Source organism: Gordonia sp. NPDC003376 (assembly GCF_053589235.1).
This window is the reverse complement of the sequence record NZ_JBSFRM010000029.1, coordinates 1-21572: the sequence shown is the minus strand read 5'-3', so window position 1 is coordinate 21572 and position 21572 is coordinate 1. Positions and strand designations below refer to the sequence as shown.

At 67.9% G+C, this 21572-nt stretch carries 20 protein-coding genes; 10 read left to right on the top strand and 10 right to left on the bottom strand.

What is annotated here, in order from left to right:
• Positions 1 to 175: 175 nt before the first annotated feature.
• Entirely contained in the window at positions 176 to 1303 is a 1128-nt protein-coding gene (locus ACWDUA_RS21710; RefSeq protein WP_449753085.1) for a S1C family serine protease, read from the top strand.
• Positions 1304 to 1388: 85 nt separating this feature from the next.
• A complete protein-coding gene (locus ACWDUA_RS21705; RefSeq protein ID WP_449753084.1) occupies positions 1389 to 2426 on the top strand; it encodes a hypothetical protein in 1038 nt (345 codons plus the stop codon).
• A 12-nt stretch (positions 2427 to 2438) separates the two neighbouring features.
• Here ACWDUA_RS21705 and ACWDUA_RS21700 read toward each other — a convergent pair whose 3' ends face one another.
• From ACWDUA_RS21700 to ACWDUA_RS21690, 3 genes are all read right to left on the bottom strand, one after another.
• Positions 2439 to 3572 (bottom strand): acyl-CoA dehydrogenase family protein, encoded by a 1134-nt coding sequence (locus ACWDUA_RS21700; RefSeq protein ID WP_449753083.1) that lies wholly within the window; start codon positions 3570 to 3572, stop codon positions 2439 to 2441.
• A gap of 74 nt (positions 3573 to 3646) precedes the next feature.
• Complete coding sequence (locus ACWDUA_RS21695) at positions 3647 to 4888, bottom strand: acyl-CoA dehydrogenase family protein (RefSeq protein WP_449753082.1); 1242 nt, start codon at positions 4886 to 4888, stop codon at positions 3647 to 3649.
• A gap of 100 nt (positions 4889 to 4988) precedes the next feature.
• The gene (locus tag ACWDUA_RS21690) at positions 4989 to 5921 is read right to left on the bottom strand and encodes an AraC family transcriptional regulator (RefSeq protein WP_449753081.1); all 933 of its coding nucleotides are present in this window, start codon (positions 5919 to 5921) and stop codon (positions 4989 to 4991) included.
• Positions 5922 to 6168: 247 nt separating this feature from the next.
• On the opposite strand from ACWDUA_RS21690, the gene ACWDUA_RS21685 reads away from it, so the two are divergent.
• The 5 genes from ACWDUA_RS21685 (at position 6169) to hchA (ending at position 10256) form a co-directional block, all read left to right on the top strand.
• Positions 6169 to 7380 carry a cytochrome P450 gene (locus tag ACWDUA_RS21685; RefSeq protein ID WP_449753080.1) on the top strand — a complete coding sequence of 404 codons (1212 nt, stop codon included), beginning with the start codon at positions 6169 to 6171 and terminating at the stop codon, positions 7378 to 7380.
• Position 7381: 1 nt separating this feature from the next.
• Positions 7382 to 8422, top strand: coding sequence for a 2Fe-2S iron-sulfur cluster-binding protein (locus ACWDUA_RS21680; RefSeq protein WP_449753079.1), 1041 nt, complete (start codon positions 7382 to 7384; stop codon positions 8420 to 8422).
• Between the two features lie 54 nt (positions 8423 to 8476).
• The gene (locus ACWDUA_RS21675) at positions 8477 to 8827 is read left to right on the top strand and encodes a Fe-S protein (protein WP_449753078.1); all 351 of its coding nucleotides are present in this window, start codon (positions 8477 to 8479) and stop codon (positions 8825 to 8827) included.
• A gap of 90 nt (positions 8828 to 8917) precedes the next feature.
• On the top strand, positions 8918 to 9271 hold the full coding sequence (locus ACWDUA_RS21670; RefSeq protein WP_449753077.1) for an HNH endonuclease: 354 nt from the start codon (positions 8918 to 8920) through the stop codon (positions 9269 to 9271).
• Positions 9272 to 9398: 127 nt separating this feature from the next.
• Positions 9399 to 10256 (top strand): glyoxalase III HchA, encoded by an 858-nt coding sequence (hchA, locus tag ACWDUA_RS21665; protein ID WP_449753076.1) that lies wholly within the window; start codon positions 9399 to 9401, stop codon positions 10254 to 10256.
• Between the two features lie 114 nt (positions 10257 to 10370).
• Here hchA and ACWDUA_RS21660 read toward each other — a convergent pair whose 3' ends face one another.
• From ACWDUA_RS21660 to ACWDUA_RS21650, 3 genes are all read right to left on the bottom strand, one after another.
• Positions 10371 to 12752 (bottom strand): MMPL family transporter, encoded by a 2382-nt coding sequence (locus ACWDUA_RS21660; protein ID WP_449753075.1) that lies wholly within the window; start codon positions 12750 to 12752, stop codon positions 10371 to 10373.
• 4 nt (positions 12753 to 12756) lie between these two features.
• Positions 12757 to 13371 carry a TetR/AcrR family transcriptional regulator gene (locus tag ACWDUA_RS21655; protein ID WP_449753074.1) on the bottom strand — a complete coding sequence of 205 codons (615 nt, stop codon included), beginning with the start codon at positions 13369 to 13371 and terminating at the stop codon, positions 12757 to 12759.
• A 211-nt stretch (positions 13372 to 13582) separates the two neighbouring features.
• Positions 13583 to 14431, bottom strand: coding sequence for an SDR family NAD(P)-dependent oxidoreductase (locus ACWDUA_RS21650; protein WP_449753073.1), 849 nt, complete (start codon positions 14429 to 14431; stop codon positions 13583 to 13585).
• Between the two features lie 314 nt (positions 14432 to 14745).
• Between ACWDUA_RS21650 and ACWDUA_RS21645 the strand changes: the two genes are divergently transcribed.
• A complete protein-coding gene (locus ACWDUA_RS21645) occupies positions 14746 to 16011 on the top strand; it encodes a PucR family transcriptional regulator (protein WP_449753072.1) in 1266 nt (421 codons plus the stop codon).
• A gap of 38 nt (positions 16012 to 16049) precedes the next feature.
• Here ACWDUA_RS21645 and ACWDUA_RS21640 read toward each other — a convergent pair whose 3' ends face one another.
• From ACWDUA_RS21640 to ACWDUA_RS21630, 3 genes are all read right to left on the bottom strand, one after another.
• Positions 16050 to 17006, bottom strand: coding sequence for an NADP-dependent oxidoreductase (locus ACWDUA_RS21640; RefSeq protein ID WP_449753071.1), 957 nt, complete (start codon positions 17004 to 17006; stop codon positions 16050 to 16052).
• Positions 17007 to 17102: 96 nt separating this feature from the next.
• Positions 17103 to 17969 carry a helix-turn-helix transcriptional regulator gene (locus ACWDUA_RS21635; protein WP_449753070.1) on the bottom strand — a complete coding sequence of 289 codons (867 nt, stop codon included), beginning with the start codon at positions 17967 to 17969 and terminating at the stop codon, positions 17103 to 17105.
• Between the two features lie 76 nt (positions 17970 to 18045).
• On the bottom strand, positions 18046 to 18939 hold the full coding sequence (locus ACWDUA_RS21630; protein ID WP_449753069.1) for a helix-turn-helix domain-containing protein: 894 nt from the start codon (positions 18937 to 18939) through the stop codon (positions 18046 to 18048).
• A gap of 169 nt (positions 18940 to 19108) precedes the next feature.
• On the opposite strand from ACWDUA_RS21630, the gene ACWDUA_RS21625 reads away from it, so the two are divergent.
• Complete coding sequence (locus ACWDUA_RS21625; protein WP_449753068.1) at positions 19109 to 19543, top strand: cupin domain-containing protein; 435 nt, start codon at positions 19109 to 19111, stop codon at positions 19541 to 19543.
• A complete protein-coding gene (locus ACWDUA_RS21620; RefSeq protein WP_449753067.1) occupies positions 19540 to 20394 on the top strand; it encodes an aldo/keto reductase in 855 nt (284 codons plus the stop codon). Before ACWDUA_RS21625 ends, ACWDUA_RS21620 begins: the two co-directional genes overlap by 4 nt.
• Positions 20395 to 21119: 725 nt before the next feature.
• Here the strand turns inward: ACWDUA_RS21620 and ACWDUA_RS21615 are convergent.
• Entirely contained in the window at positions 21120 to 21476 is a 357-nt protein-coding gene (locus ACWDUA_RS21615) for an imm11 family protein (protein ID WP_449753066.1), read from the bottom strand.
• Positions 21477 to 21572: the final 96 nt, after the last annotated feature.

Genomic DNA, 21572 nt, shown 5'->3' with positions numbered 1-21572 from the left:
AACGCAGCAGGGACCAACGCAGCAGGGACCAACGCAGCAGGGACCAACGCAGCAGGGACCAACGCAGCAGGGACCAACGCAGCCCGGGCAGCCGTACCCCACCCAGCCGATCCTCGGGCAGCCCGCGCCGCCGCCGGGACCGCAGAGGTCCGGACGACGCTCGAGCACCCCGATCGTGGCGACCGCACTGATCGCCGGACTCCTCGGTGGGGCGGTCGCCCTCGGCGGGCAGGCCGTCCTCGACCACACCGCGGTCGGCACGTCCACGAACGCACCGACGCTCACCACCGCGGCCCCCACCCCGGCCGCGCCGTCGCAGCCGGGTTCGATCACCTATGCGGCACAGGCGGCGTCGAAATACACCGCCGACATCCAGGTGACCGGCTCCCAGGGAGCGGCCGTCGGCAGCGGGATCGTGTTGAGCCAGGACGGGTATGTCCTCACCAACAACCATGTGGTGTCCGCGCTCGGATCCGGGGCCACCATCTCGGCGACCACCGCCGACCAGAACCCGCATCCGGCCACCGTCGTCGGCACCGCGCCGTCGTACGATCTCGCGGTGATCAAGCTCGGCGGGGTCAGCGGCCTCACCCCGGCACCGATCGGCTCGTCGGCGGGCCTCCGGGTCGGCGAACAGGTGGTGGCCGTGGGCAGCCCGGAGAGCCTGTCCAACACGGTGACGTCGGGCATCATCAGCGCACTGTCGCGGACGGTGACCGCAGGCGACGGCCAGGGATCGCAGGTCACCGTCTACAACGGGCTACAGACCGACACCCCGATCAACCCCGGCAATTCCGGTGGGCCACTGGTCAATCTGCAGGGACAGGTGATCGGCGTGAACTCCGCGGTCGACACCGGGTCCGGTGGTTCCGACGGGGTGCAGGCGTTCGGGTTGGGCTTCGCCATCCCGATCGACACCGCCAGCCGGGTGGCCAACGAACTGCTGCACAACGGTCAGGCCACCAAACCCGTTCTGGGCGTGACCGGTTCGATCGCCGCCACCACCGCGGCCGCCACCACCGCGACCTCCGGGGCACAGATCACCGGTGTGCAGGCCAACGGCCCGGCCGCCGCGGCCGGACTCACCTCCGGTGACGTGATCACCAAGGTCGGTGACCAGCGGATCACCTCCTACGCCGACCTGATGGCCGCGGTCCTGGGCTACTCCCCCGGTCAGAGCGTCCCGCTCACGGTGCGCAGCGGCGGGTCCGAGCACACGGTGTCGGTGACGTTGGGCAGCGTGGTGGACACCGAACAGACCACCGTCCCGCAGAGCACCCTCCCGCAAGGCGGTCTCCACTGATCCGGCCTCTCCGGTGAACGGCCCGCACACCTGATCGGGTACCGGCACGTGCAGGTCGTCCGCGGCGGATGCTTAGGTGTTCTCCATGAGTTCCGCCCCGACCCGCAGCCCCGGCGATCCGCTGCGCACGATGTCCGAGGATGCCGACGGCATCGTCGCCGACGCCGACCGCCTCCGCACCGCGGTCACCCAGGCCGGCTCGGCCGCACCGTCCGCGCTCACCGCCGCCTCGATCGCCGATGCGGTGGTCGCGGTCCGACGGGCACGGCTCGTCGTCGGGCAGGCCCTCGACGCGGTCGATGAAGCGGTCGGCGGCGACGACACCCTCGCCTCACCCCTCGACCATGCCCGCCTCGCCGCCCGCCGGCTGGCCGCGCGCACCGGAAGCGAGGTGGGCCATGTCTTCCGCGACCGACCGCATTCGATCCTGATCCGCGTGGTCATCACCCTCGCCACCAGCCTCGCACTGGTGGTGTTCTACCGGCTGGCCGGCTGGGCCGACTACGAGGAGCGCGGTTCGCTGTCGCTGTATCTGTTCGGTGCGGTGATCGGCAGCGTGGTGTGCACCAACGCCCTGTGCTTCGAGGCCGACCGCCTGCTCACCGAGCTGGCCGGAGGAGAACGGTTGTGGCGCATCCTGATCGCCAAGAACCTCACGATGGGTGGTCTGGTCACGGTGGCCGCCGCGCCGGTGATCGCCCTGCTGGCGGTGACCACCGACCTCGAGACGATCGCCGTCATCGACCAGTTCGTGGTGATGGTGCTCATCTGGCTCGGGGTGGGCAACCTGCTGTCGGTGATCAGTCCGTTGCGGCACGAGCCCCTCGGTGACCGCCTGCAGGACGGGACGTGGCGGGCCTACCTGCTCTCCTTCGGCATCTCCTACGGGGTCGGTCTGACCGTCAACCTGATGATCTACTGGCGTCTGTGGGCACGGGATTCGGCGACGGAGCGGTTCGGCGCACCGTCGTGGGCATTGCAGTTGCTGATGCTCGCCAGCGGTGCGCTCATCTGGGTCCTGCTGACCGTGCTGGCGGTCTCCAGTTCGCGACTGCCGTCGGTCCGTCAGATCCTGGGCCGGGAGATGCTCAGCCGCAGTGGAATCCCCGTGGCGACCGACTAGGCGTTTCCGCTGTCAGGCGCGTGCCAGCCGCTCGAACCGTGCGAGATGTGCATCTGCCGAACCGAACTCGTTCTCGATGACGGTCAGACGCCGGAAGTGGTGTCCGATCGCGAGCTCTTCGGTCATGCCCATCCCGCCGTGCAGCTGCACCGAGTTCTGTCCGATGAACCGTGCCGCCCGGCTGACCGTGGCCTTGGCCGCCGATACCGCCGACGCGCGCTCGGCGGCCGGCGCATCGAGGCTGAGCGCCGCGAGATACTGTGCGGCGACAGCCTGTTCGAGTTCGATGTACATGTCCACCATGCGGTGTGCGAGTGCCTGAAAACCGGCGAGGGGACGTCCGAACTGCTGCCGCTGTTTGGTGTATTCGACGGTGTCGGCGAGCACCTTGCGCATCAGTCCGACCGCTTCGGAGACCACGGCCGCAGTGCCCTCGTCCCAGGCCTGCTCCAGCAGAGCGGTGGCCTCGTCCCCCGACACCAACAGCGCGTCGGCCCCCACGCGGACGCCGTCGAGGCTCACGTCGGCGGCGCGCCGGTCGTCGACGGTGCGGAAGGCGTGCATACCCAGTCCCGCGGGTGCGGCGTCGCCGGCGGGCACCAGAAACAGTGCGAGCTCGTCGGTGTCGGCGAGGCGGGCCACCACGATGAGGTGCGAGGCCAGCGGCGCGGTGGTCACCACCGGCTTGGTGCCGTCGAGAATCCAGCCGTCGGCGTCACCGGTCGCGGTGGTCGCCACCCGGGTCGGCACACCGCCGGAACCGTCCTCGAGGGCGGCGAGCGCCAACAGCGCGTCACCGTCGACGACGCGTCGGGCGAGTTCGCGTGCGCCGGGATGATCGATGCGGGCCAGTAGCCGCGCACCGAGAACGACGGTGTCGACGAACGGTTCGACGACCAGCGCCGCACCCAACGCCTCGGTGACCACCATCAGTTCCTCGGGTCCGCCGGCGTCGCCGCCCACCGACTCCGGCAGGCAGGCGCCGAGCACACCGAGTTCGTCGGCGAAGGCACGCCACACCTCGGGTTGCCACCCGGCACCGATCTTGGCGGCCTTACGGCTCTCCTCCAGGCCGTAGCGGGTGGCGAGGAAACGGGAGAGACCGTCGGCGAGCAGTTGCTGTTCGGCGGTGAGATCGAAATCCATCGGGGGTCCTGTTCGAGTCGTGGACGGTGCGGATCGGGCCGGGGGAGAACGCAGTCGGGCGCCTGGCGGCGAGATCAGAACTGGGGCAGACCGAGTGCGGCCTTGGCCAGGATGTTGCGCTGGATCTCGTTGCTGCCGGCGTAGATCGAGCCCGCACGGTCGTTGAGATAGAGCAGCGGCGCCACGGCCTGCCAGTCGGCACCGCTGAGATGGGCATCGGCGGGTGGGGTGTAGTCCTCGATCGGCCCGCCGGGTTTGGTGGCGTGTGGCTGATACACACGTCCCCGCGGTCCGGCGGCCTCGACCCCCAGCTCGGTGATGTGCTGGCTCAGTTCGGTGGACAGGATCTTGAGCATCGACGAGATGGCCCCGGCGTTGCGCCCGGCGTTCATGTCGGCCAGGGCACGGTATTCCAGGATCTCGAGCACCTTGGCGCGGGCCCGGACGTCGGCGAGTTTCGCGGCGAAGGCCGGTTCGTCGACCATCGGTGCGCCGGACGGGCCGGTGACGGTCGCGGCATGCTCGGCGAGGTTCTCCACCATCACCTGCAGCGCCGGGGCGGCCGCGCCGCCGCCACGCTCGAAGACGAGCAGGTACTTGGCGACGGTCCAGCCGTCGTCGATCGCGCCGAGCACGTTCTTCTTCGGGACGCGCACACCGTCGAAGAAGACCTGGGCCTGGATCTTCTCGCCGGAGGCCATCACCAGTGGCTGCACCTCGATCCCGGGCGAGGTCATGTCGATCAGCAGGAAGGTGATCCCCTCCTGCTTCTTGCCCGTGCGGGAGGTACGGACCAGGCAGAACATCCAGTTCGCCTCGGTGGCGTGCGTCGTCCAGATCTTGCTGCCGGTGCACACCAGGTCGTCACCGTCGTCGACGGCGGCCATCGACAGGGATGCGAGGTCCGAGCCTGACTCCGGTTCGGAGTAGCCCTGGCAGAAGAAGACGTCGCCGGTGAGGATTCCGGGCAGGAAGAACGCTTTCTGTTCGGGGGTGCCGAAGGCCACGATCGCATGGGCGACCATCCGGATTCCCATGGGCGACAAGGCCGGAGCACCGGCGAGGACCGATTCGCGACTGAAGATGTAGTGCTGGGTGAGCGTCCAGTCGCAGCCGCCGTGTTCCACCGGCCACGCGGGTGCGGCCCATCCGCGACGGTTCAGGATGGCCTGCCACTGCATGGACGCCTCGTGATCGGTGTAGACGCTGGTGCGCAGGCGTCCTGCCGACCGCAGGTCCGGGGTGAGTTCGGCGTCCAGGAAGGCCCGCACCTCATCGCGGAACGCGATGTCCTCGTCCGACCACGTCACGTCCATCCCGTGCCACCTCTCATCACGTCGCCCGTCGATCTATCACATATATGATCGGCACCAATGTACGACACAGGTCACTTCCCGGACAGGGGTGGCCCACGGATCAGCCGCGCCGCGCCTGCGACGGACTCTGGCCGTACCGACGCCGATACGCTGCAGCGAATCGGCTGGCACTGCTGAAACCCCAGCGTGCGGCCACATCCGAGACCGTCGCGACGCCGGCCTCGATGTCGGCGTGGGCGTGGGCGAGCCGGATGGCGCGCAGAGTGGCCGTCGGGCTGGCGCCGACATGCTCGGCAAAGGCCTCCTGGAGCCGGCGCACACTCGTCTGCGCCAGCCCGGCCATCTCGGCCAGCGTCCACGCTCGGGTCGGATCGGCCTCGATCGCATCGAGTACCCGTTTGACCGTCCGAGGCCGCAGCGCCCTGGCGGCATCCACCGGTTCGGGGTCCACCGCGAGCAGGAACGCCGCGGTCACCGCACTCGCGATCTGTGGCCCGACAAGGGGATTCGCAAGGACGTCCGCCGGCTCGCCGGGTTCGGTGCGGCGGGTGGTGAGGGCCTCGATCAGGCTCACCCACGACTTCCCCGCCGGATCTCCGACGTCGATCTGCGGGGGCAGGGTGAGCCGACCGGCCGCGGGTCGGGCGTGGATGCGATCGGCCTCCCGCTCGAGATGGTCGGCGTCGAACTTCACCCCGAGCACCTCGCAGTCGGCGGTCCAGCGACTGATCAACGAGGCACGACCGGCGGCGAACACCGTCGCCGTACCCGGTACGGACACGATCTCACCGGTCTCCCCCGTCGAGTGCAGCCGACCCGACAGCGGGATGTTGACCTCGTAGGCGCCCGGGTACTCGCAGGCGATCGCGACGTCGGCACCCCAGGAGAGCCGACCGATCGTGACCGGCCCCAGCTCGATGGTCCGCAGCGAGAGGTCCAGCTCGTCGGACCCGTCGAGTCCGGTGAGCTCATGCGGGAAATACGCTTCGGCGACGGCACGGTGTGCGCCGTCCCAATCGCGTTCGGTGGACATCGAGTACGCGTCTTTCGGTCGGTCAGGGCCGGCAGGCTGGGCCGGCCACCTCCTTGTCTACCTCACACCGAACCCCGACTGCGATGCCCGTCACATCTTGACCGCGCAGAACGTCTCACCGTCGCGCAATCGGTGTCGAAACGCGGCCTCACCGCGTCCTACGGTCTCCTCACCAGTCCACCGGAATCGACCGGCACCGCGCCGACCGACACCCGATCGACACACACCGAGGAGAGGAAGGGTCACCATGACCGCGACACTGAGCTGGATCGACGAGATCACGATGAGCCAACTCGAGCGCAACCCGTACCCGATCTACGAGCGGCTGCGCGCCGAGTCTCCGCTGGCCTACCTGCCGGTCCTGGGTTCCTATGTCGCGACCACCACCGACATCTGCCGTGAGATCGCCACCAGTGACGACTTCGAGGCCGTCATCACCAAGGCCGGTGGCCGGACCTTCGGCCACCCCGCGGTGATCGGTGTCAACGGACCGATCCACGAAGACCTGCGGTCGATGGTCGACCCGGCGCTGCAGCCGCAGGAGGTGGACCGTTGGATCGACGATCTGGTGCGGCCGATCGCACGCCGATTCCTGGAGACCTTCGAGGACGACGGGCACGCCGAACTCGTCTCGCAGTACTGCGAGCCGGTCAGCGTCCGCGCACTCGGTGACCTGCTGGGACTCTCCGACGTCAGCTCCGACACCCTGCGCGACTGGTTCCACAAGCTGTCGCGCTCGTTCACCAATGCCGGCGTCGACGCGAACGGCGAGTTCACCAATCCGGACGGCTTCCGCGAGGGCGATGAGGCCAAGGCCGAGATCCGCGCCATCGTCGATCCCAAGATCGATCAGTGGATCGAGCACCCGGACGACACCGCCATCTCGCACTGGCTGCACGACGGCATGCCCGCCGGCCAGACCCGCGACCGCGAGTACATCTACCCCACACTCTACGTGTATCTGCTGGGCGCGATGCAGGAGCCGGGACATGCGATGGCGTCGACGCTGGTGGGTCTGCTCACCCGTCCGGACCAGATGGAGCAGGTGGTCGACGAGCCGCAGCTGATCCCACGGGCGATCTCCGAGGGCATGCGATGGACCTCGCCGATCTGGTCGGCGACCGCCCGCATCTCCACCACCGATGTCGAGGTGGCCGGGGTGAGACTGCCCAAGGGCACCGTGGTGCTGCTGTCGTACGGCTCGGCCAACCACGACACGGCCACCTACGACGCGCCGTCGGCATACGACATCTCCCGGCCGCCGTTGCCGCATCTGGCATTCGGCGCGGGCAAGCACGCGTGCGCCGGGATCTACTTCGCCAACCACGTGTGCCGGATCGGTCTGGAGGAACTGTTCGACTCGATTCCGAGCCTCGAGCGCGATCAGTCCACCGACGTCGAGTTCTGGGGCTGGGGCTTCCGTGGTCCCACCGCCCTGAACGTCACCTGGGAGGCGTGAGATGTCCGGCGCCCCCGAACATCCGGTGCAGGTGTCGGGCTCGGCGACGGCCACCGTCGCCTGCCGCGACGACCAGACCCTGCTCGATGCGTTCCTCCGCAACGGGATATACCTGCCGAACTCGTGTAACCAGGGCACGTGCGGGACCTGCAAGGTGCGCCTGACCGCCGGCGACGTCGCCGCTCCACCGGTGTCGGAGACGGTGCTCGGCGCCGACGACCAGGCCCGCGGCTATGTCCTCGCCTGCCAGACACGCCCCTGTTCGCCCGCACAGATCGAGGTCGACACCCCGGAAGATGCTGCGCCGCAGCATGTCCTGCGGGACCTGCAGGGCACTGTCGGCGAGATCTGCACCGTCGCCGACGACACCGTGGCAGTGCACGTGGAACTCTCTGAGCCGCTGGACTTCTCGGCCGGTCAGTACATGGAGCTGCGCGTTCCGCATTCCGGCGAGATGCGGCAGTACTCGATGGCCAATCCGCCCGCCTCGTCGACGCGGCTGGAGTTCCACATCCGGCGGGTGCCGGCCGGGGCGGCGACCGACCGGTGGATCTTCGCCGACCTCACCGCCGGCGACGAGGTGGCGTTGCGCGGGCCATGGGGGGACTTCACCTACTCCGAGTGCACGAGTCCCCTGCTCCTGCTGGCCGGGGGTACCGGCTTGGCGCCACTGAAATCCATTGCCCTGCAGGCACTGGCCGACGATCCGAACCGGGAGATCCACCTCTATCACGGGGTGCGTCACGAATCTGATCTGTACGACGTCGAGTTCTGGACCGAGGTGGCCCGCACCCATCCCGGGGTGAGCTACATCCGGTGCCTGAGCCGGTCCGACGGCGGTGATCGACGGGGCTACGTCGGCGACGCGGTGAGCGAGGACTTCGCGTCGCTGCGCGGCCACACGGCCTACCTCTGTGGTCCGCCGGCGATGGTGGACGCCGGAGTCAAGGCGTGCAAGCGCCGCCGCATGTCGGCCCGCAACATCCACCGTGAACGGTTCACCGCCGCCATGCCCGATGCCCCGGCCGTCCTGAGTGCGTGATCTCGGGCACATCCGGCACCTACCCGCGGCGTACCGACCCGGTACGCTGCGGGTATGGATGTACTACGCAGCGTAATAGTTCTCGTCCACATCATCGGCTTCGCCGTGACCTTCGGAGCACTCGTGTCCTCCGCGGTGTCCCGCAGATTCGAGTTCACCCGGGTCATGGACTACGGCATCGTGATCTCCCTCGTCACCGGGCTGGCCCTGGCCGCGCCGTGGGGCGACTTCGAGCCCAACTATCCCAAGATCGCGGTCAAACTGGTTCTGCTGATGGTCCTCGGTGGTGTCCTGGGAATGGGCAGCGCCTTCCAGAAACGCGACGGGAAACCCGTCGGACCGGTCTGGGTCACTATCGCGGCAGTGCTGTCGGCGACCGCCGCAGGTGTCGCCGTCATCTGGTAGCCACGTTCAGCTGGTGGCTGCCGTCCGCCCGGCATGCACCCCGGCGCGTCGCCTCCGCCCGTCGACGCCGCAGACGATAGCGTCGGTCGGGTGGCCACCCCGAACCGCTCCCGCGCCAACCGCTATGCCCGTCGTCGTCGCAAGCGGGTGGCCGCCGCCGACAACGATCTCACCGATCTGCAGTGGGAGCGCCTCCGCAGCCTGTGGGCGGGGTGCGCCTACTGTGGCGCTGAAGACGTTGCCCTGCAGAAGGATTGCGTACTCGCGATCTCCCGGGGCGGCCGCTACACGGCGACCAACGTGGTGCCGTGCTGCCGGTCGTGCAATGCGGGTAAATGCAATGCCGAGGTGACCGGCTGGATGCGCCGCAAGAAGCTCGACGAGAAGCGGTTCCTGTTGCGCTATGCCGAGATCCGCGCACTGCTCGCCGATGAGGACATCTGACCACGCCACACTCTCGACGACTTCCCACCGACGGCACCTTGCGCTGCCCGGCGACGGCTCCTATGTTCGGGAGAAGGCCTGACTCGGCGAGCATCCGGACATCACCACCGTCAGAGAGGAAGTTCCGATGGCTCAGGACACGCAGGACCGCAACCCGACACCGGATCCGGCCGAGAAGAACGCATTCTTCCCCTCGCCATACTCGTTGTCCCAATACACCTCCGACAAAACCGATTTCGATGGTCTGGTAACTCAGGACCGCTACCCCGGCAACCGGTGGAAGGTGCTGGTGATCGCGACCGACGAGCGCTACATGCTGATGCGGAACGGCCGTTTCTTCTCCACCGGCAACCATCCGGTGGAGACGCTGCTACCCATCCACCACATCGCACAGGCCGGCTACGGTATCGATATCGCCACCGTCAGCGGCGGTCCCGGCAAGTTCGAGTGGTGGGCCTACCCGAAGGACGACGCCGCGATCCGCGCCGCCCTGGACGCGACGCGCGACGACTTCAGGTCCCCGAGACGCCTGGCCGACGTCGTCGCCGACGGCCTCGACGACTACGCGGCGATCTTCATCCCGGGTGGGCACGGCGCGATGAACACCATCCCGTCGCATACCGATGTGCGCGAGGCGCTGGACTTCTTCCTCGACGGCCGGCTCATCATCACCCTCTGTCACGGACCGGCCGCATTGCTGGCGGCCGGCGCCGGCCGTGACGCCAATCCGTTCGCGGGATACCGGATCGTCGCCTTCCCGGACTCCCTGGATCTCGGGGCGAACATCGACATCGGATACCTTCCCGGTCAGATGCCGTGGAATCTCGGTGAGCGACTGCGGGAGGCCGGCATCGAGATCAGCAACGACGACATGTCCGGTGCCACCACCCGCGACCGCAACCTGCTCACCGGCGACAGCCCGCTGGCCGCGAACCGACTCGGCAAGGAGTCGGTACTCGCCTTGCTCGAGGAGTTCGGCAGCTGATCGGGAACTCCCGACAGGCACACCCTCCCGGAACCGCAGTCCCACTCGATCAGCAACTGCCACAAGCCGATCGAGCGGGACGGAGCCGAGGCATCAGCGCGGCAACCGCCCCGATCACCTCATCAGGCACGCCGGCCGCCGCGCCGGCACAGCAGCCGGGTCACCCACGGCGGAGTCGTCCGGGTCGTTCGGGATGCTCTCCGCCGATTCCACGACCAGGCCCTCTCCCTCGACGTCGATACGCGGGAGGACTCGATCCAGCCAACCCGGCAGCCACCATGCCTTGTCACCGAGGAGCACCAGCAACGCCGGGATCAACGTCATCCGGATGACGAAGGCGTCGAGGAACACCGCGACCGCGAGCGCGAAGGCCATCACCTGGATGAAGGCGAGTTCCTGGAGCATGAACGCCGCGAACACGGCGATCATGATCGTGGCCGCGGCCACGACGACCCGCGAGCTCTGCGCGAATCCTGCGGTCACCGCGGCGCGGGCGTCCGCCCCGTGGACATAGGCCTCGCGCATCCGGGTGACGAGGAACACCTGGTAGTCCATCGCCAGGCCGAACACGATGCCGATCAACATGATCGGGAAGAAGCTGACCAGGGGCTGCGGGTTCGACACCAGCCCGAAGGCACCGCTGGTGTAGAGCGCCACGGTGATCCCGAACGTCGCCCCGACACTGAGCAGGAAGCCCAGCGCCGCGGTGATCGGTACGAGTACGGAGCGGAACACGATCATCAGGAGTAGCAGCGCGAGTCCGACGACCACGACGAGATAGGGCACGAGCGCGTCGGTGAGACGCTCGGAGATGTCGATCTCGATGGCGGTCATACCGGTCACACCGTAGGTGAGACCTTGTTCGGCGGCGCCGGACTCCATCGCGCGCAACTGCCTCACGAGGTCGCCGGTGGTGTCGTCGGTCGCGCCGCCGGTGGGGATCACCGAGATGATCGCCGTACGCCCGTCCTGGCTCAGTCCATCTGCCCCGATGACGGCTGCGCTGACACCGTCGAGCGCCTGGACCCGGGCCGTGAGCTGGTTGAAGGCGTCCAGCCGCTGCGTGGGAGACGCGATGCCCTCACCGTCGACGATCATCGCCAGCGGCGCGGTGTAGCCGTCACCGAAACCGGCTCCGATCCTGTCGTGCGCGACCCGCTGGGTGGTCGAGGGGGCAGCGGTCGCATCCGTGGGCAATGCCAGCGTGAGGCCCACGGCCGGGATGGTGAGCAACAGCAGTGTTGCCGTGATCCCGATGGCGATGGCCAACGGGCGGCGGCCCACCGCACGCACCCAGCGTTCGCCGTTACGCATGTGGTCGGCCTTCGTGTCGACGCCCGAATCGGGCGGGTTGAGAAGCCCGATCCGTCCGGCGAATGCGCGAGGTCCCAGGAGTCCGAGCACGGCCGGCAGCAGCGTGACCGCGACGGCGACCGCGACCAGCACGGTCAGTGCGGCGGCAATGCCCATGGAGGTGATGAAGGGGACTCGGGCTATCGCCAGCGCAGCCAGGGCGATGAACACCGTCGTACCCGCGAAGACGACGGCCGATCCAGCGGTACCGACCGCCCTGCCCGCAGCCTCGGCCAGGTCGGTCGTGCGTCGGGCCTCGTGGCGGTATCGGGAGACGATGAACAATGCGTAGTCGATGCCGACGGCGAGGCCGATCATCGTCGCGAGGATCGGGGTCTCCTGGTTGAGCTCGAAGAAGTACGAGGCCACTCCGATCCCCATCATGCCGATGCCGACGCCGACCAGCGCCGTGACGAGGGGCATCCCCCATGCGACGAGCGATCCGAAGGTGAGGACGAGCACGATGGCCGCAGCCCCGAGACCGAGGAACTCCGACAGCGTGGTGATCTCGGGTTGGGGTAGCGCACTGCCGGTGAACGCCACCGTCAGACCGGCCGCTCTGGCCTGCTCGGCAAGGGCGTTGATCCGATCGGAGTCGGGCAGTGCGTGATCGTCACCGAGCGCGGTGAAGGTACCTTCGACCTGCGCCGTGGTTGCATCGCGGTTCAGCGGCGAGGTCACCTGGGCATCGCGTACGGCCTCCGCCCCCGATTGCCCCAGCACCTGCTGGTGGAAGCCGGTGACCTGAGCACGGACGGCCCCCGGGGCGTCGGCGGTGCCGTAGTCGGCGACAGGGTCGATCACCGACGTGGGGTCGATTCCGTCGAGGTTGCGGACTCCGTCGACGAGCACCGCGATGGCCTGACGGTACTCCGGCCGGGTGAGCGCTCCGCCGTCCTCGGCCTCGAGTACGTAGACGATCTTGGTCTCGTCGTTGAACTTCTGCCGGTCCGGGAAGCGTTGGACCATGAGGTCCTGTGCCTGTTCGGAAGCGATACCCGGAATACTGAACTTCGTGGTCGCCGGCTGCGACATCAGTGCGGCGGCGGTCCCCACGCCGAAGAGCAGGAGAATCCACGCCGCGATCACCTTCATGCGGTTCCGGAACGCCCACTTCCCGATTCGGTACAAATGTCTTGCCATCGCCCTACTCCTGGGTCTCGGTGGTGGTGGTGGTGCGGAATCCGCGTAGCGGAAGGTCGAAGGCGTCGGCGAGGGTGTCGGCGATCGACGGACGCGGGGCGGGAAGCTCGTTCCAGTACTCGAGCGCGACACGCGAGACCGTAAGTGCGAGTTCGAGAACCGATCGGCCGAACAGCGACTGCGGGTCGAAGTGGTACTGCGCCGCCAGGTCGGCGAACCTGTCGCCGACCGCTCCGTCCGGACCGCCTGCACACTCGTCCGAGTGCAGCACCGGATCAGACGTCGCGATCCGGAACAACGCGGTGAGTTCTGTCGGGGATGTCCAGGCGGACTCGATGACACGGGCCAGCCCGTTCTCCAGGGCCTCCCAGACGGTGTCGGCCTTCGACTCGGCGGCGGAGTCGATCACGCGGGTCATGGTCTCGACGATGAGGTCGGAGACGGCGGCCTTCTTGTCCGGGAAATAGTTGTGGAACGTGCGGACCGACACGCCGACATCGGCACAGACGTCATCGATCATGGCGCTGTCGAGGCCCCCGTCAGACGCCCGCCGTAGCAGCGCCAGCGCCAGTGCGCGCCGGGTTTCCGCCTTTTTGGCCTCTCTCAATCCTGGGGTCATGCAGCAAGTATCCACAGTTTTTGCATGCTCCTGCAAGTTTGCATGCACATGCAATTTGTGGAGTCGCGCATGGCGGACACCCGCCAGTGCTGCAGGTCACATCCGTCTCGGCGATGCCGCCACCGTCATGTTCGGCTCGACGCCACGGACCGTCTCGGCAAGCAGATACCGGCGTCGACGGAGTCTCCGGTCCCGCCGTGGGCGGAACCGCTCACGCGACCACGCCGCCCTTGCCACTGGTGATGGTCAGGGACTCGGCGGGGATGATCGTCATCGCCATCTTGCGTCGCACCGCTATCGGGATGAACCGGACCACCCCGGCGTACATCCGGTAGGCGAGACTGGGAGCGTGCACACGCGTGCCCGCGGCTGCCGCCGCGAGGGTCACCCGGGCCACGTGTTCCGGAGTCAGCAGGAGCAGCGAGTTGACGCGCGAATGCGGCTCCTCGATCCCGAACTTCTTGGCCATGTTGGTTTTGGTGTATCCCAAAAGCGCTGTGGTGGTAGTGATCCCGGTGCCACGTAGCTCGCCGTCGAGCGCCTCGGTGAACGTATTCAGGAACGCCTTGGTGGCGGCGTAGACGGCGTGGAACGGAGGCGGCAGCACCGAGTCGAGGGAGGACACCATCAGGATGGTTCCTCGTCGCCGGGGTTTCATCGACTGCAGTACCGCATGGGTCAGTCGCATCGGTGCGATGGCGTTGACATCGATCTGCCATTGCTCGACGTCGATATCGCGCGCGGCGAACTCGCCGAATCCGGTGACACCGGCATTGTTGACCAGCAGATCGACGGGCGGTTCGGACCGTAGGCGCGCTTCGACGCGTTCGAGTGAATCGAGATCGGCGAGGTCTGCGGTGAGGACCTCGACCTGGACACGATGTTCGGCGCGAAGCCGCTCGGCGAGGGCCTCGAGTACTGCCTCACGCCGGGCGACCAGCACCAGGTCGACGCCATGGGCGGCCAGCAGTTCTGCCATGGCCAGGCCGACGCCGTCGCTGGCTCCGGTGACGAGCGCCCGGTCCCATTCACCCAGCTTCGCCTGATCCTTCTCGGTCACTTCGTTTTACCTTTCAGCACGTCCGCACACATGTGTGTGGGATCGGGTGGCCGCAGATCTCCAGACCCGCGTCGTCACGAGATGCACGATGGCCGTGTTCGGCCGGCAGTACGCACCGACCTCCCGCCAACAGCCTTGGCGCCCTTCTCGATTCGAGGGTCAGACCGATTCCCGGCCCTGTCCGGGCCGGCGTGTTTCGCATCCCACTCTCCTATGGCTGCCATCACAGTAGGTGCGGTACGACACCGCGAGAAGGTGCAGATGCACCGATTCGGTCATCTGTCGATGCACTCTGCACCACTATGCTGGAACGTGTGAGCGCACCACCGCCGACCGAGCGAGCACGCGAGTTGATCCGCCAAGGGGCCGATGTGGTCTTGGACGGCGCCGCGGAGTGGTTCGACGAGGTCGACGTCGCAACACTCTCCGCACCGAGTCTCGAAGCCCTGGCCGACGACCCCGAGTTCCGGGCAGAAGCGATGCGCGCCAACCGGACCAGCCTGCTGCACTGGGCGCGATCGAACGTCGAGGCACCCGGTGAACCCGTCGCACCCAGCACGCTCGAACCGCTCGAGGCCGCGCGCAACATCGTCCGCCGCGGCTATGACGCCTCGGCCCTCGACTCCTATCGACTCGGACAGAACGTGGCCTGGCAGCGATGGATGCAGATCGTGTTCGACCTGACCCGGGATCCGGACGAGCTGCGGGAGGTCCTCGACATCACGGGCCGTAGCGTCGCGGAGTACGTCGACGCGACGATCCAGAACACGGCGAGAATGATCGATGCAGAGTTCGCAGAACTGGTGTCGGGGCGAGACGCCCGCAACTACCGGGTGGTTCGACGCCTCCTCGACGGATCCGACCTGACCCGGTCGGAGGTAGAACACGAACTCCGCTTTCCCATGCACGGCCAGCACCTGGCAGCGGTCATCTGGACCACGGGTGCCGAGCCACGCAACGACGATCTCCGGAGAGTGGTCAAACACCTGCAATCGATCGTGAAAGCTGCCGACACACTGACGATTCCGGTGAGTACCGGGACTCACTGGGCGTGGTTTCGGGATGCCGATGAGCTCGACCGGCGTTCCATCGACTCGATGACGATCCCGACGGATGTCCAGGTAGCGATCGGTTCGGTGGGGTCCGGGTTCGAGGGCTTCCGGCGCAGCCTCCTCGATGCCGCCGACGTGCAGCGGCTGCTCGCCCGGTTGGAGTCACCGCACCAGATCGCCACACACGATCAGGTCGCCGCCGTGCTCGCGCTCTCCGCCGACCCACAACGCGCCCGCTCCTTCGTGAGTCGAACCCTGGGTGCGCTCGAGTCCGGGCCCGTGGAACTGCGTGAGACCGCCCTGGCATACCTGTCGGAGGGCTGCCATTCCGGGCGAGCCGCAGCACGCCTGTTCACCCATCGGAACACCGTGCTGCGCAGGCTGGAACGGTGCGACGCACTCCTTCCCCGACCACTCGCCGAGAATCCGGTGCATGTGGGGATCGCACTCGAGATGGCCTACTGGGGAGGGTGGGGTCGCACGCCGGGGCGCGCTCCGGTCACCGCGGGAGAAGTCCACGAGAAGTGATTCGCCCGAACATGATTCACCGTCCGGCGTAGCCGGTCCTAGGGTCGCGTGCGGAGGACCATCTTGCCGGTGTTGTGCCCGCCCTCGAGTGCGCGGTGGGCATCGGCGGCGTGGGCCAGGCCGAAGACCTGCGAGACCGTGGGCATCAGAACCCCTTGTGCGGCAAGGTCGACGACCTTCTCGATCCACTCCCGCTGCGTGTGGACGTGGGTGGCGGCCAAGCGCACCCCGGCGGCGTCGGCGAGCGGTTCCAACTCGGCCGCACCACCGCCCAGCGCGATGATCACCCCACCGGGTCGGACAGCACGGACCGCGGCCTCACGGGACCCGGCGGCCAGGCTCAGCGCAACGTCGACGGTGCCGTCGAGGGCCGCCACGGCGTCGGCGTCGCGGTAGTCGACGGTCTCGTCCGCACCGAGTCCGCGCAGCCAGTCGTGCTTGCCGGTCCCGGCGATCGCGATCACGTGGGCACCCAGGTGCCGGGCGATCTGCACGGCGAGGTGCCCGACCCCGCCCCCGGCACCACTGACGAGCACCCGGCTGCCCGGCTTGACCTCGGCGGTGTCGGTGAGCGCCTGCCAGGCCGTCATCGCGGCCATCGGCAGCGCACCCGCCTGCTCGTCGGTGAGGTTCGCGGGGGTGGGAACCAGATCCGCGGCGGCGACGATCGCATGCTGGGCATAGGCGCCACCCTCATGCGGGAAGCCGGCCAGCCCGAGGACCCGTTGCCCCGGGGCGAGGCCGGTCACGTCGGCGCCGACCGCGTCGACGGTGCCCGCAAGGTCCCAGCCGGGGGTGAACGGCACGGTGATGATCCCGGCGGCCGCCATGCCACCGCCCTGTCGGGTCATCGCATCGATCGGGTTGACGCCTGCGGCGGCCACCGCGACCAGCACGTCGTCGGGGCCGAGGTCGGCCGCGGTCGGGGCCGGCCGGTCGACGGGTTCGAGGACGTCGGGGCCACCGAAGGCGCGTTGGACGATGCGGGTGCTCATGGGTGCTCCTCTGGTTCTGATACCTGCATCCAGCCTGCGCGTCACCGCCCCGTCGTGGCAGGCACTGTCAGGGACCCCCGGAGCAGGACACCGCGGTCAAGGTGTCCGCGTGGCGTCGTCGGCTTCTGCGCGGGCCCAGTCGGCCAGGAGGGCGAACGCATCGGCGGTCGGGCTGCCGGGGTCGGCGGTGTAGGTCGTGATGGACGTGGTCGGGTCCCCTGGCAGGGTGAGGTCGGTGTAGATCACCTCGAGCGTGCCCACCCCGGGATGATGGAAGGTCTTACGCCCCTGCGAATGCCGGTGCACATTGTGCTTGCCCCAGCGTGCGGTGAAGTCCGTGCTGCCGGCGGCGAGCCCGTCGATGAGGGCACTGAGCTCGGTGTCGTGCGGGTCGCGCCCGGCAGCAGCGCGCAAGACCGAGACGGTGAAGTTGCGCGCGCCCTCGTAGTCGCCGTAGAAGTCCGCGGCCCGCGGGTCGAGGAAGGCGAAGCGCGCGAAGTTGGGGCGTCCGGGCATGCTGAACGGTCCCGGGTACAGGGCCCGTCCGAGGTGATTGGCGGCGACGAGGTCCATACGCGCGTTCTGGACCACTGCGGGCACGGTCATCGAGTCGATGACCTGACCGATCGCGTCGGTCACCGCCGACGGCGTCGGTGCCTCCCGCTTCCGGGTGCCGGCGGCGGCGTTACGGGCCAGGTCAGAGAGGTAGGCGCGCTCGTCGTCGTCGAGGTACAGGACGTCGGCCAGGGCGTCGGGTACGCCCTCCGATGCCCCGCCGATGTTGCCGCGCTCGATCCGCGTGTAGTACTCGACGCTCACCCCGGCGAGCATCGCGACCTCCTCGCGGCGCAACCCGGGCACACGGCGATCACCGCCGCCGGCATAGGCCAGCCCGGCCATCTCCGGGGTGGTCCGGGCCCGGCGGGTCATGAGGAAGTCCCTGACGTCGCGCTTGATGTCCACCCTTCCAGCGTAGGAGTCGACGCGCTCGTGTCGACGCTCGTCCGTCGTCACGGCCGGATGTCATCGCGCGGGCACGTCAGCGCTCGCTCGTCTCCTGCGCCTGCATCTTCGACGTGTTCTGGCCGTATTCGCCTGCGGCCCAGGAGGCGAGCAGTTGCATGCGTTCGGCCGACGCCGAACCCGGTTCGGCCGCATACACGGTGATCGACAGACCCGGCTCCGATTCCATCTCCATGCCCTCGTAGGCCAGGGTCATCTCGCCGACGACGGGATGGTGGAAGGTCTTGGTCCCCGTCCCGTGGTGGCGGACATCGTGCGATCCCCACCGGGTACGGAATTCGGTGCTGCGGGTGGACAGTTCACCGATCAGATCGTGGAGTTCCTTGTTGTGCGGGTCGCGGCCGGCCTCGGTCCGCAGGATCGCCACCGTGATGTCGGCGAACTTCTCCCAGTCGGGATAGAAGTCGTGGGCCCGGGCGTCGAGGAAGGTGAACCGGGCGATGTTGGGTGGCTGCCCCGGCATGTCGAAGGTGTCCTTGTAGAACGCCCGGGCGAGGGTGTTGGTGGCCAGGATGTCGAGGCGACCGTTGCGCACGAACGCCGGTCCGTCGGTGATGGCGTCGAGAATCCACTGCAGACTCTCGTGCGGCCGCCAGCTCTTCGGGTTGCGCCGACGCAGCCGGGCAACGGGACTCGCGGCATGCGCCAGGTCGAACAGGTGCGCCCGTTCGGCGTCGTCGAGGAGCAGTGCCTTGGCCAGCGCATCGAGGATCTCCGGTGATGCACCGCCGATCGAGCCGCGCTCGATCTTCGTGTAGTACTCGACGCTGACCCCGGCCAGGATGGCGACCTCGGTGCGCCGCAGTCCCGCCACACGCCGGTTGGTTCCGGCAGGCAGGCCGACGTCGTCCGGGGTCACCCGAGCCCGCCGCGAGGTCAGGAACTCCCGCACCTCTGCTCGATTGTCCACGTGCCCACGGTAGGCCGAGGCCCGCCGGCGTGGGAGGTACCCGCAGTACCTGCATCGAGCGGGGCTCCCACGCATACGCGAGCGGGGCCACCCTGGTCTCCGGAGGGTCGGCACGGCCTCCGACCGAAGACACCATGCCGACCGCCAACCGTATGCAGAAGGAACCGACATGACAGACAACACCTTCGACCCGGTGTTCCCGCTCGGAGAGAAGAACGACGCCTTTGCGCAGTACTTCATCGGACAGAGCTACCTCGCTCCGCTGACCACCGAGGGGGTCGCGGTGAGCAATGTGACCTTCGAGCCGGGATGCCGCAACAACTGGCACATCCACCACAGCGATGGCGCCGGTGGCGACCAGATCCTGCTGTGTACCGCGGGCAGTGGCTGGTACCAGATCCAGGGTGAACCGCCGATCAGCCTGGAACCGGGCACCGTCATCCGGGTACCGGCCGGGACCACACACTGGCACGGCGCGAAGGCCGACTCCTGGTTCAGTCATCTCGCCTTCATCGTGCCGGGCGAAGGCCTACGCAACGAATGGCTCGACCCCGTCACCGATGAGGAGTACCGCCGACTGCCGAAGAACGGAGAGACCGTATGAGCATCCTGACCGAGACCTACACCCTGTCCAACGGAGTCGAGATCCCCAAACTGGGGCTGGGCACCTGGTTCATCGACGACGACAACGCCGCGCAGGCCGTCCGCGACGCCGTCGAGATCGGGTACCGCAACATCGACACCGCCCAGGCCTACGGCAACGAACGCGGTGTCGGCGAGGGGGTGCGGACGTCCGGGGTCCCCCGCCACCAGTTGTTCGTGTCGACCAAGCTCGCCGCGGAGATCAAGGATTTCGACGACGCGGTGGCCGCCATCGACGGTTCACTCGAGACCCTCGGGCTCGACTACGTCGACCTGATGCTCATCCACAGTCCGCAGCCCTGGAACGACTTTCGCGGGGGTGACTACGCCGACGGCAATCGTGCGGCGTGGCGTGCACTCGAAAGGGCCCACACGGAAGGGAAACTACGCGCTGTCGGCGTCTCCAACTTCCTGCCCGCCGATCTCGCGAACCTCGACGGCGCCACGGTGGTCCCCCACGTGAACCAGATCCTGGTGCACGCCGGCAACACCCCCGACGAGCTGCTCGACCACTGCCGGACCAAAGAGATTCTGGTGGAGGCATATTCGCCGATCGCACACGGTGAGATCCTGAACAACGAGGCGGTGACGGCGATCGCGGACAGATACGCCGTGAGCGTCCCGCAGCTGTGCATCCGATACACCCTGCAGCTCGGCACCGTGCCGCTGCCGAAGACGTCGGACCCCGAGCACATGCGCGCCAACGCCCGGGTCGACTTCGTGATCTCCGACGACGACATGGATGCCCTGCGCACCCTGCGTGAGCGCGACTACGGCGACTCGAGCGTATTCCCGGTGTACAGCGGCAAGTGAGTGACCGCCCGGCTGTGGTGGTCACCCGTCGAGCCCGGCCGCCGGAGGTTTCGACGGCCGGGCGTCCTCGCTACGCTCGGTCGACCTGCTCAACCAGCCACCACGCTCAACCAGCCACCACACCCGACCGACCATCCACGATCTTCGAGCCGACGCGGAGCGCAGCGACAAGTCGAGTCGACATCTCCGCAGGCCGAACCCGAAACACAACCCCAAGCGACCCGGCCAGCCAGCCAGCCAGCCAGCCACGATGATTGAGCCGACGCGGAGCGCAGCGACAAGTCGAGTCGACATCTCCGCAGGCCGAACCCGAAACACAACCCCAAGCAACCCAGCCACCACCACGATGATCGAGCCGACGCGGAGCGCAGCGACACGTCGAGTCGAAATCTCCGCAGCCCGAACCCGCGTGGTGACCACCTTCAACGTGCCCACTATCCAGCGTCGGCGAGGGAGGTTTCGACGGCCGGGCGTCCTCGCTACGCTCGGTCGACCTGCTCAACCAGCCACCACGCTCAACCAGCCACCGCACCCGGCCGACCAGCCACGATGATTGAGCCGACGCGGAGCGCAGCGACACGTCGAGTCGAAATCTCCGCAGCCCGAACCCGATACACAACCCCAAGCGGCCACATCCCAACCGAAGCCGTACCGGTTCCGACACCGCCGCCTCACCACGCCCGGCGGCCGACACGCTCGACCGGCGACGCCTCGGGTGCTCATGCTCAATCCCAGAACCCGCCCTTGATGTACTCGGTGATCGGGCGGAACCCCATGCCGAGCAAGCGGGCATCCTCGCATGCCCGTTTGAAGTCGTCGTCACAGACGAGTTCATGGCCGAGGTCGAGGCAGAGAAATGCCGCGGCGGCAGGAACCTTCGTCTCGTCCACGACGAATCGTTCCACCGACTCGAGCACCAGAATGTCGTGAAAGTACTTGTGGTAGGCGGGTTCTCCGCTCGGGTATACCTTGTCGGCCTCATAGGACGAGGCGTCGAGGTCGATCACCGATGCCCACTCCGACCATCGTAGGTAGGAGTACTGTTTGGCCGTCGGCGTCCCACCGGACTGGATGATCTGCACTGTGAGGTTCCCCAGTTTGAGTGGACACCCGAGGTAGTGGGGCTACGGGTCCTGCTGGAAGGATGTCACTATGTCCAGGACGCGTCGGTCGTTTAC

Bases quoted from the DNA above. Each gene is read 5' to 3' on its own strand.
- ACWDUA_RS21640 (WP_449753071.1), bottom strand. From the start codon at position 17,006: ATGAGCACCCGCATCGTCCAACGCGCCTTCGGTGGCCCCGACGTCCTC.
- ACWDUA_RS21660 (WP_449753075.1), bottom strand. From the start codon at position 12,752: ATGGCAAGACATTTGTACCGAATCGGGAAGTGGGCGTTCCGGAACCGC.
- ACWDUA_RS21620 (WP_449753067.1), top strand. From the start codon at position 19,540: ATGAGCATCCTGACCGAGACCTACACCCTGTCCAACGGAGTCGAGATC.
- ACWDUA_RS21680 (WP_449753079.1), top strand. From the start codon at position 7,382: ATGTCCGGCGCCCCCGAACATCCGGTGCAGGTGTCGGGCTCGGCGACG.
- hchA (WP_449753076.1), top strand. From the start codon at position 9,399: ATGGCTCAGGACACGCAGGACCGCAACCCGACACCGGATCCGGCCGAG.
- ACWDUA_RS21705 (WP_449753084.1), top strand. From the start codon at position 1,389: ATGAGTTCCGCCCCGACCCGCAGCCCCGGCGATCCGCTGCGCACGATG.
- ACWDUA_RS21690 (WP_449753081.1), bottom strand. From the start codon at position 5,921: ATGTCCACCGAACGCGATTGGGACGGCGCACACCGTGCCGTCGCCGAA.
- ACWDUA_RS21700 (WP_449753083.1), bottom strand. From the start codon at position 3,572: ATGGATTTCGATCTCACCGCCGAACAGCAACTGCTCGCCGACGGTCTC.
- ACWDUA_RS21675 (WP_449753078.1), top strand. From the start codon at position 8,477: ATGGATGTACTACGCAGCGTAATAGTTCTCGTCCACATCATCGGCTTC.
- ACWDUA_RS21625 (WP_449753068.1), top strand. From the start codon at position 19,109: ATGACAGACAACACCTTCGACCCGGTGTTCCCGCTCGGAGAGAAGAAC.
- ACWDUA_RS21685 (WP_449753080.1), top strand. From the start codon at position 6,169: ATGACCGCGACACTGAGCTGGATCGACGAGATCACGATGAGCCAACTC.
- ACWDUA_RS21655 (WP_449753074.1), bottom strand. From the start codon at position 13,371: ATGACCCCAGGATTGAGAGAGGCCAAAAAGGCGGAAACCCGGCGCGCA.
- ACWDUA_RS21695 (WP_449753082.1), bottom strand. From the start codon at position 4,888: ATGGACGTGACGTGGTCGGACGAGGACATCGCGTTCCGCGATGAGGTG.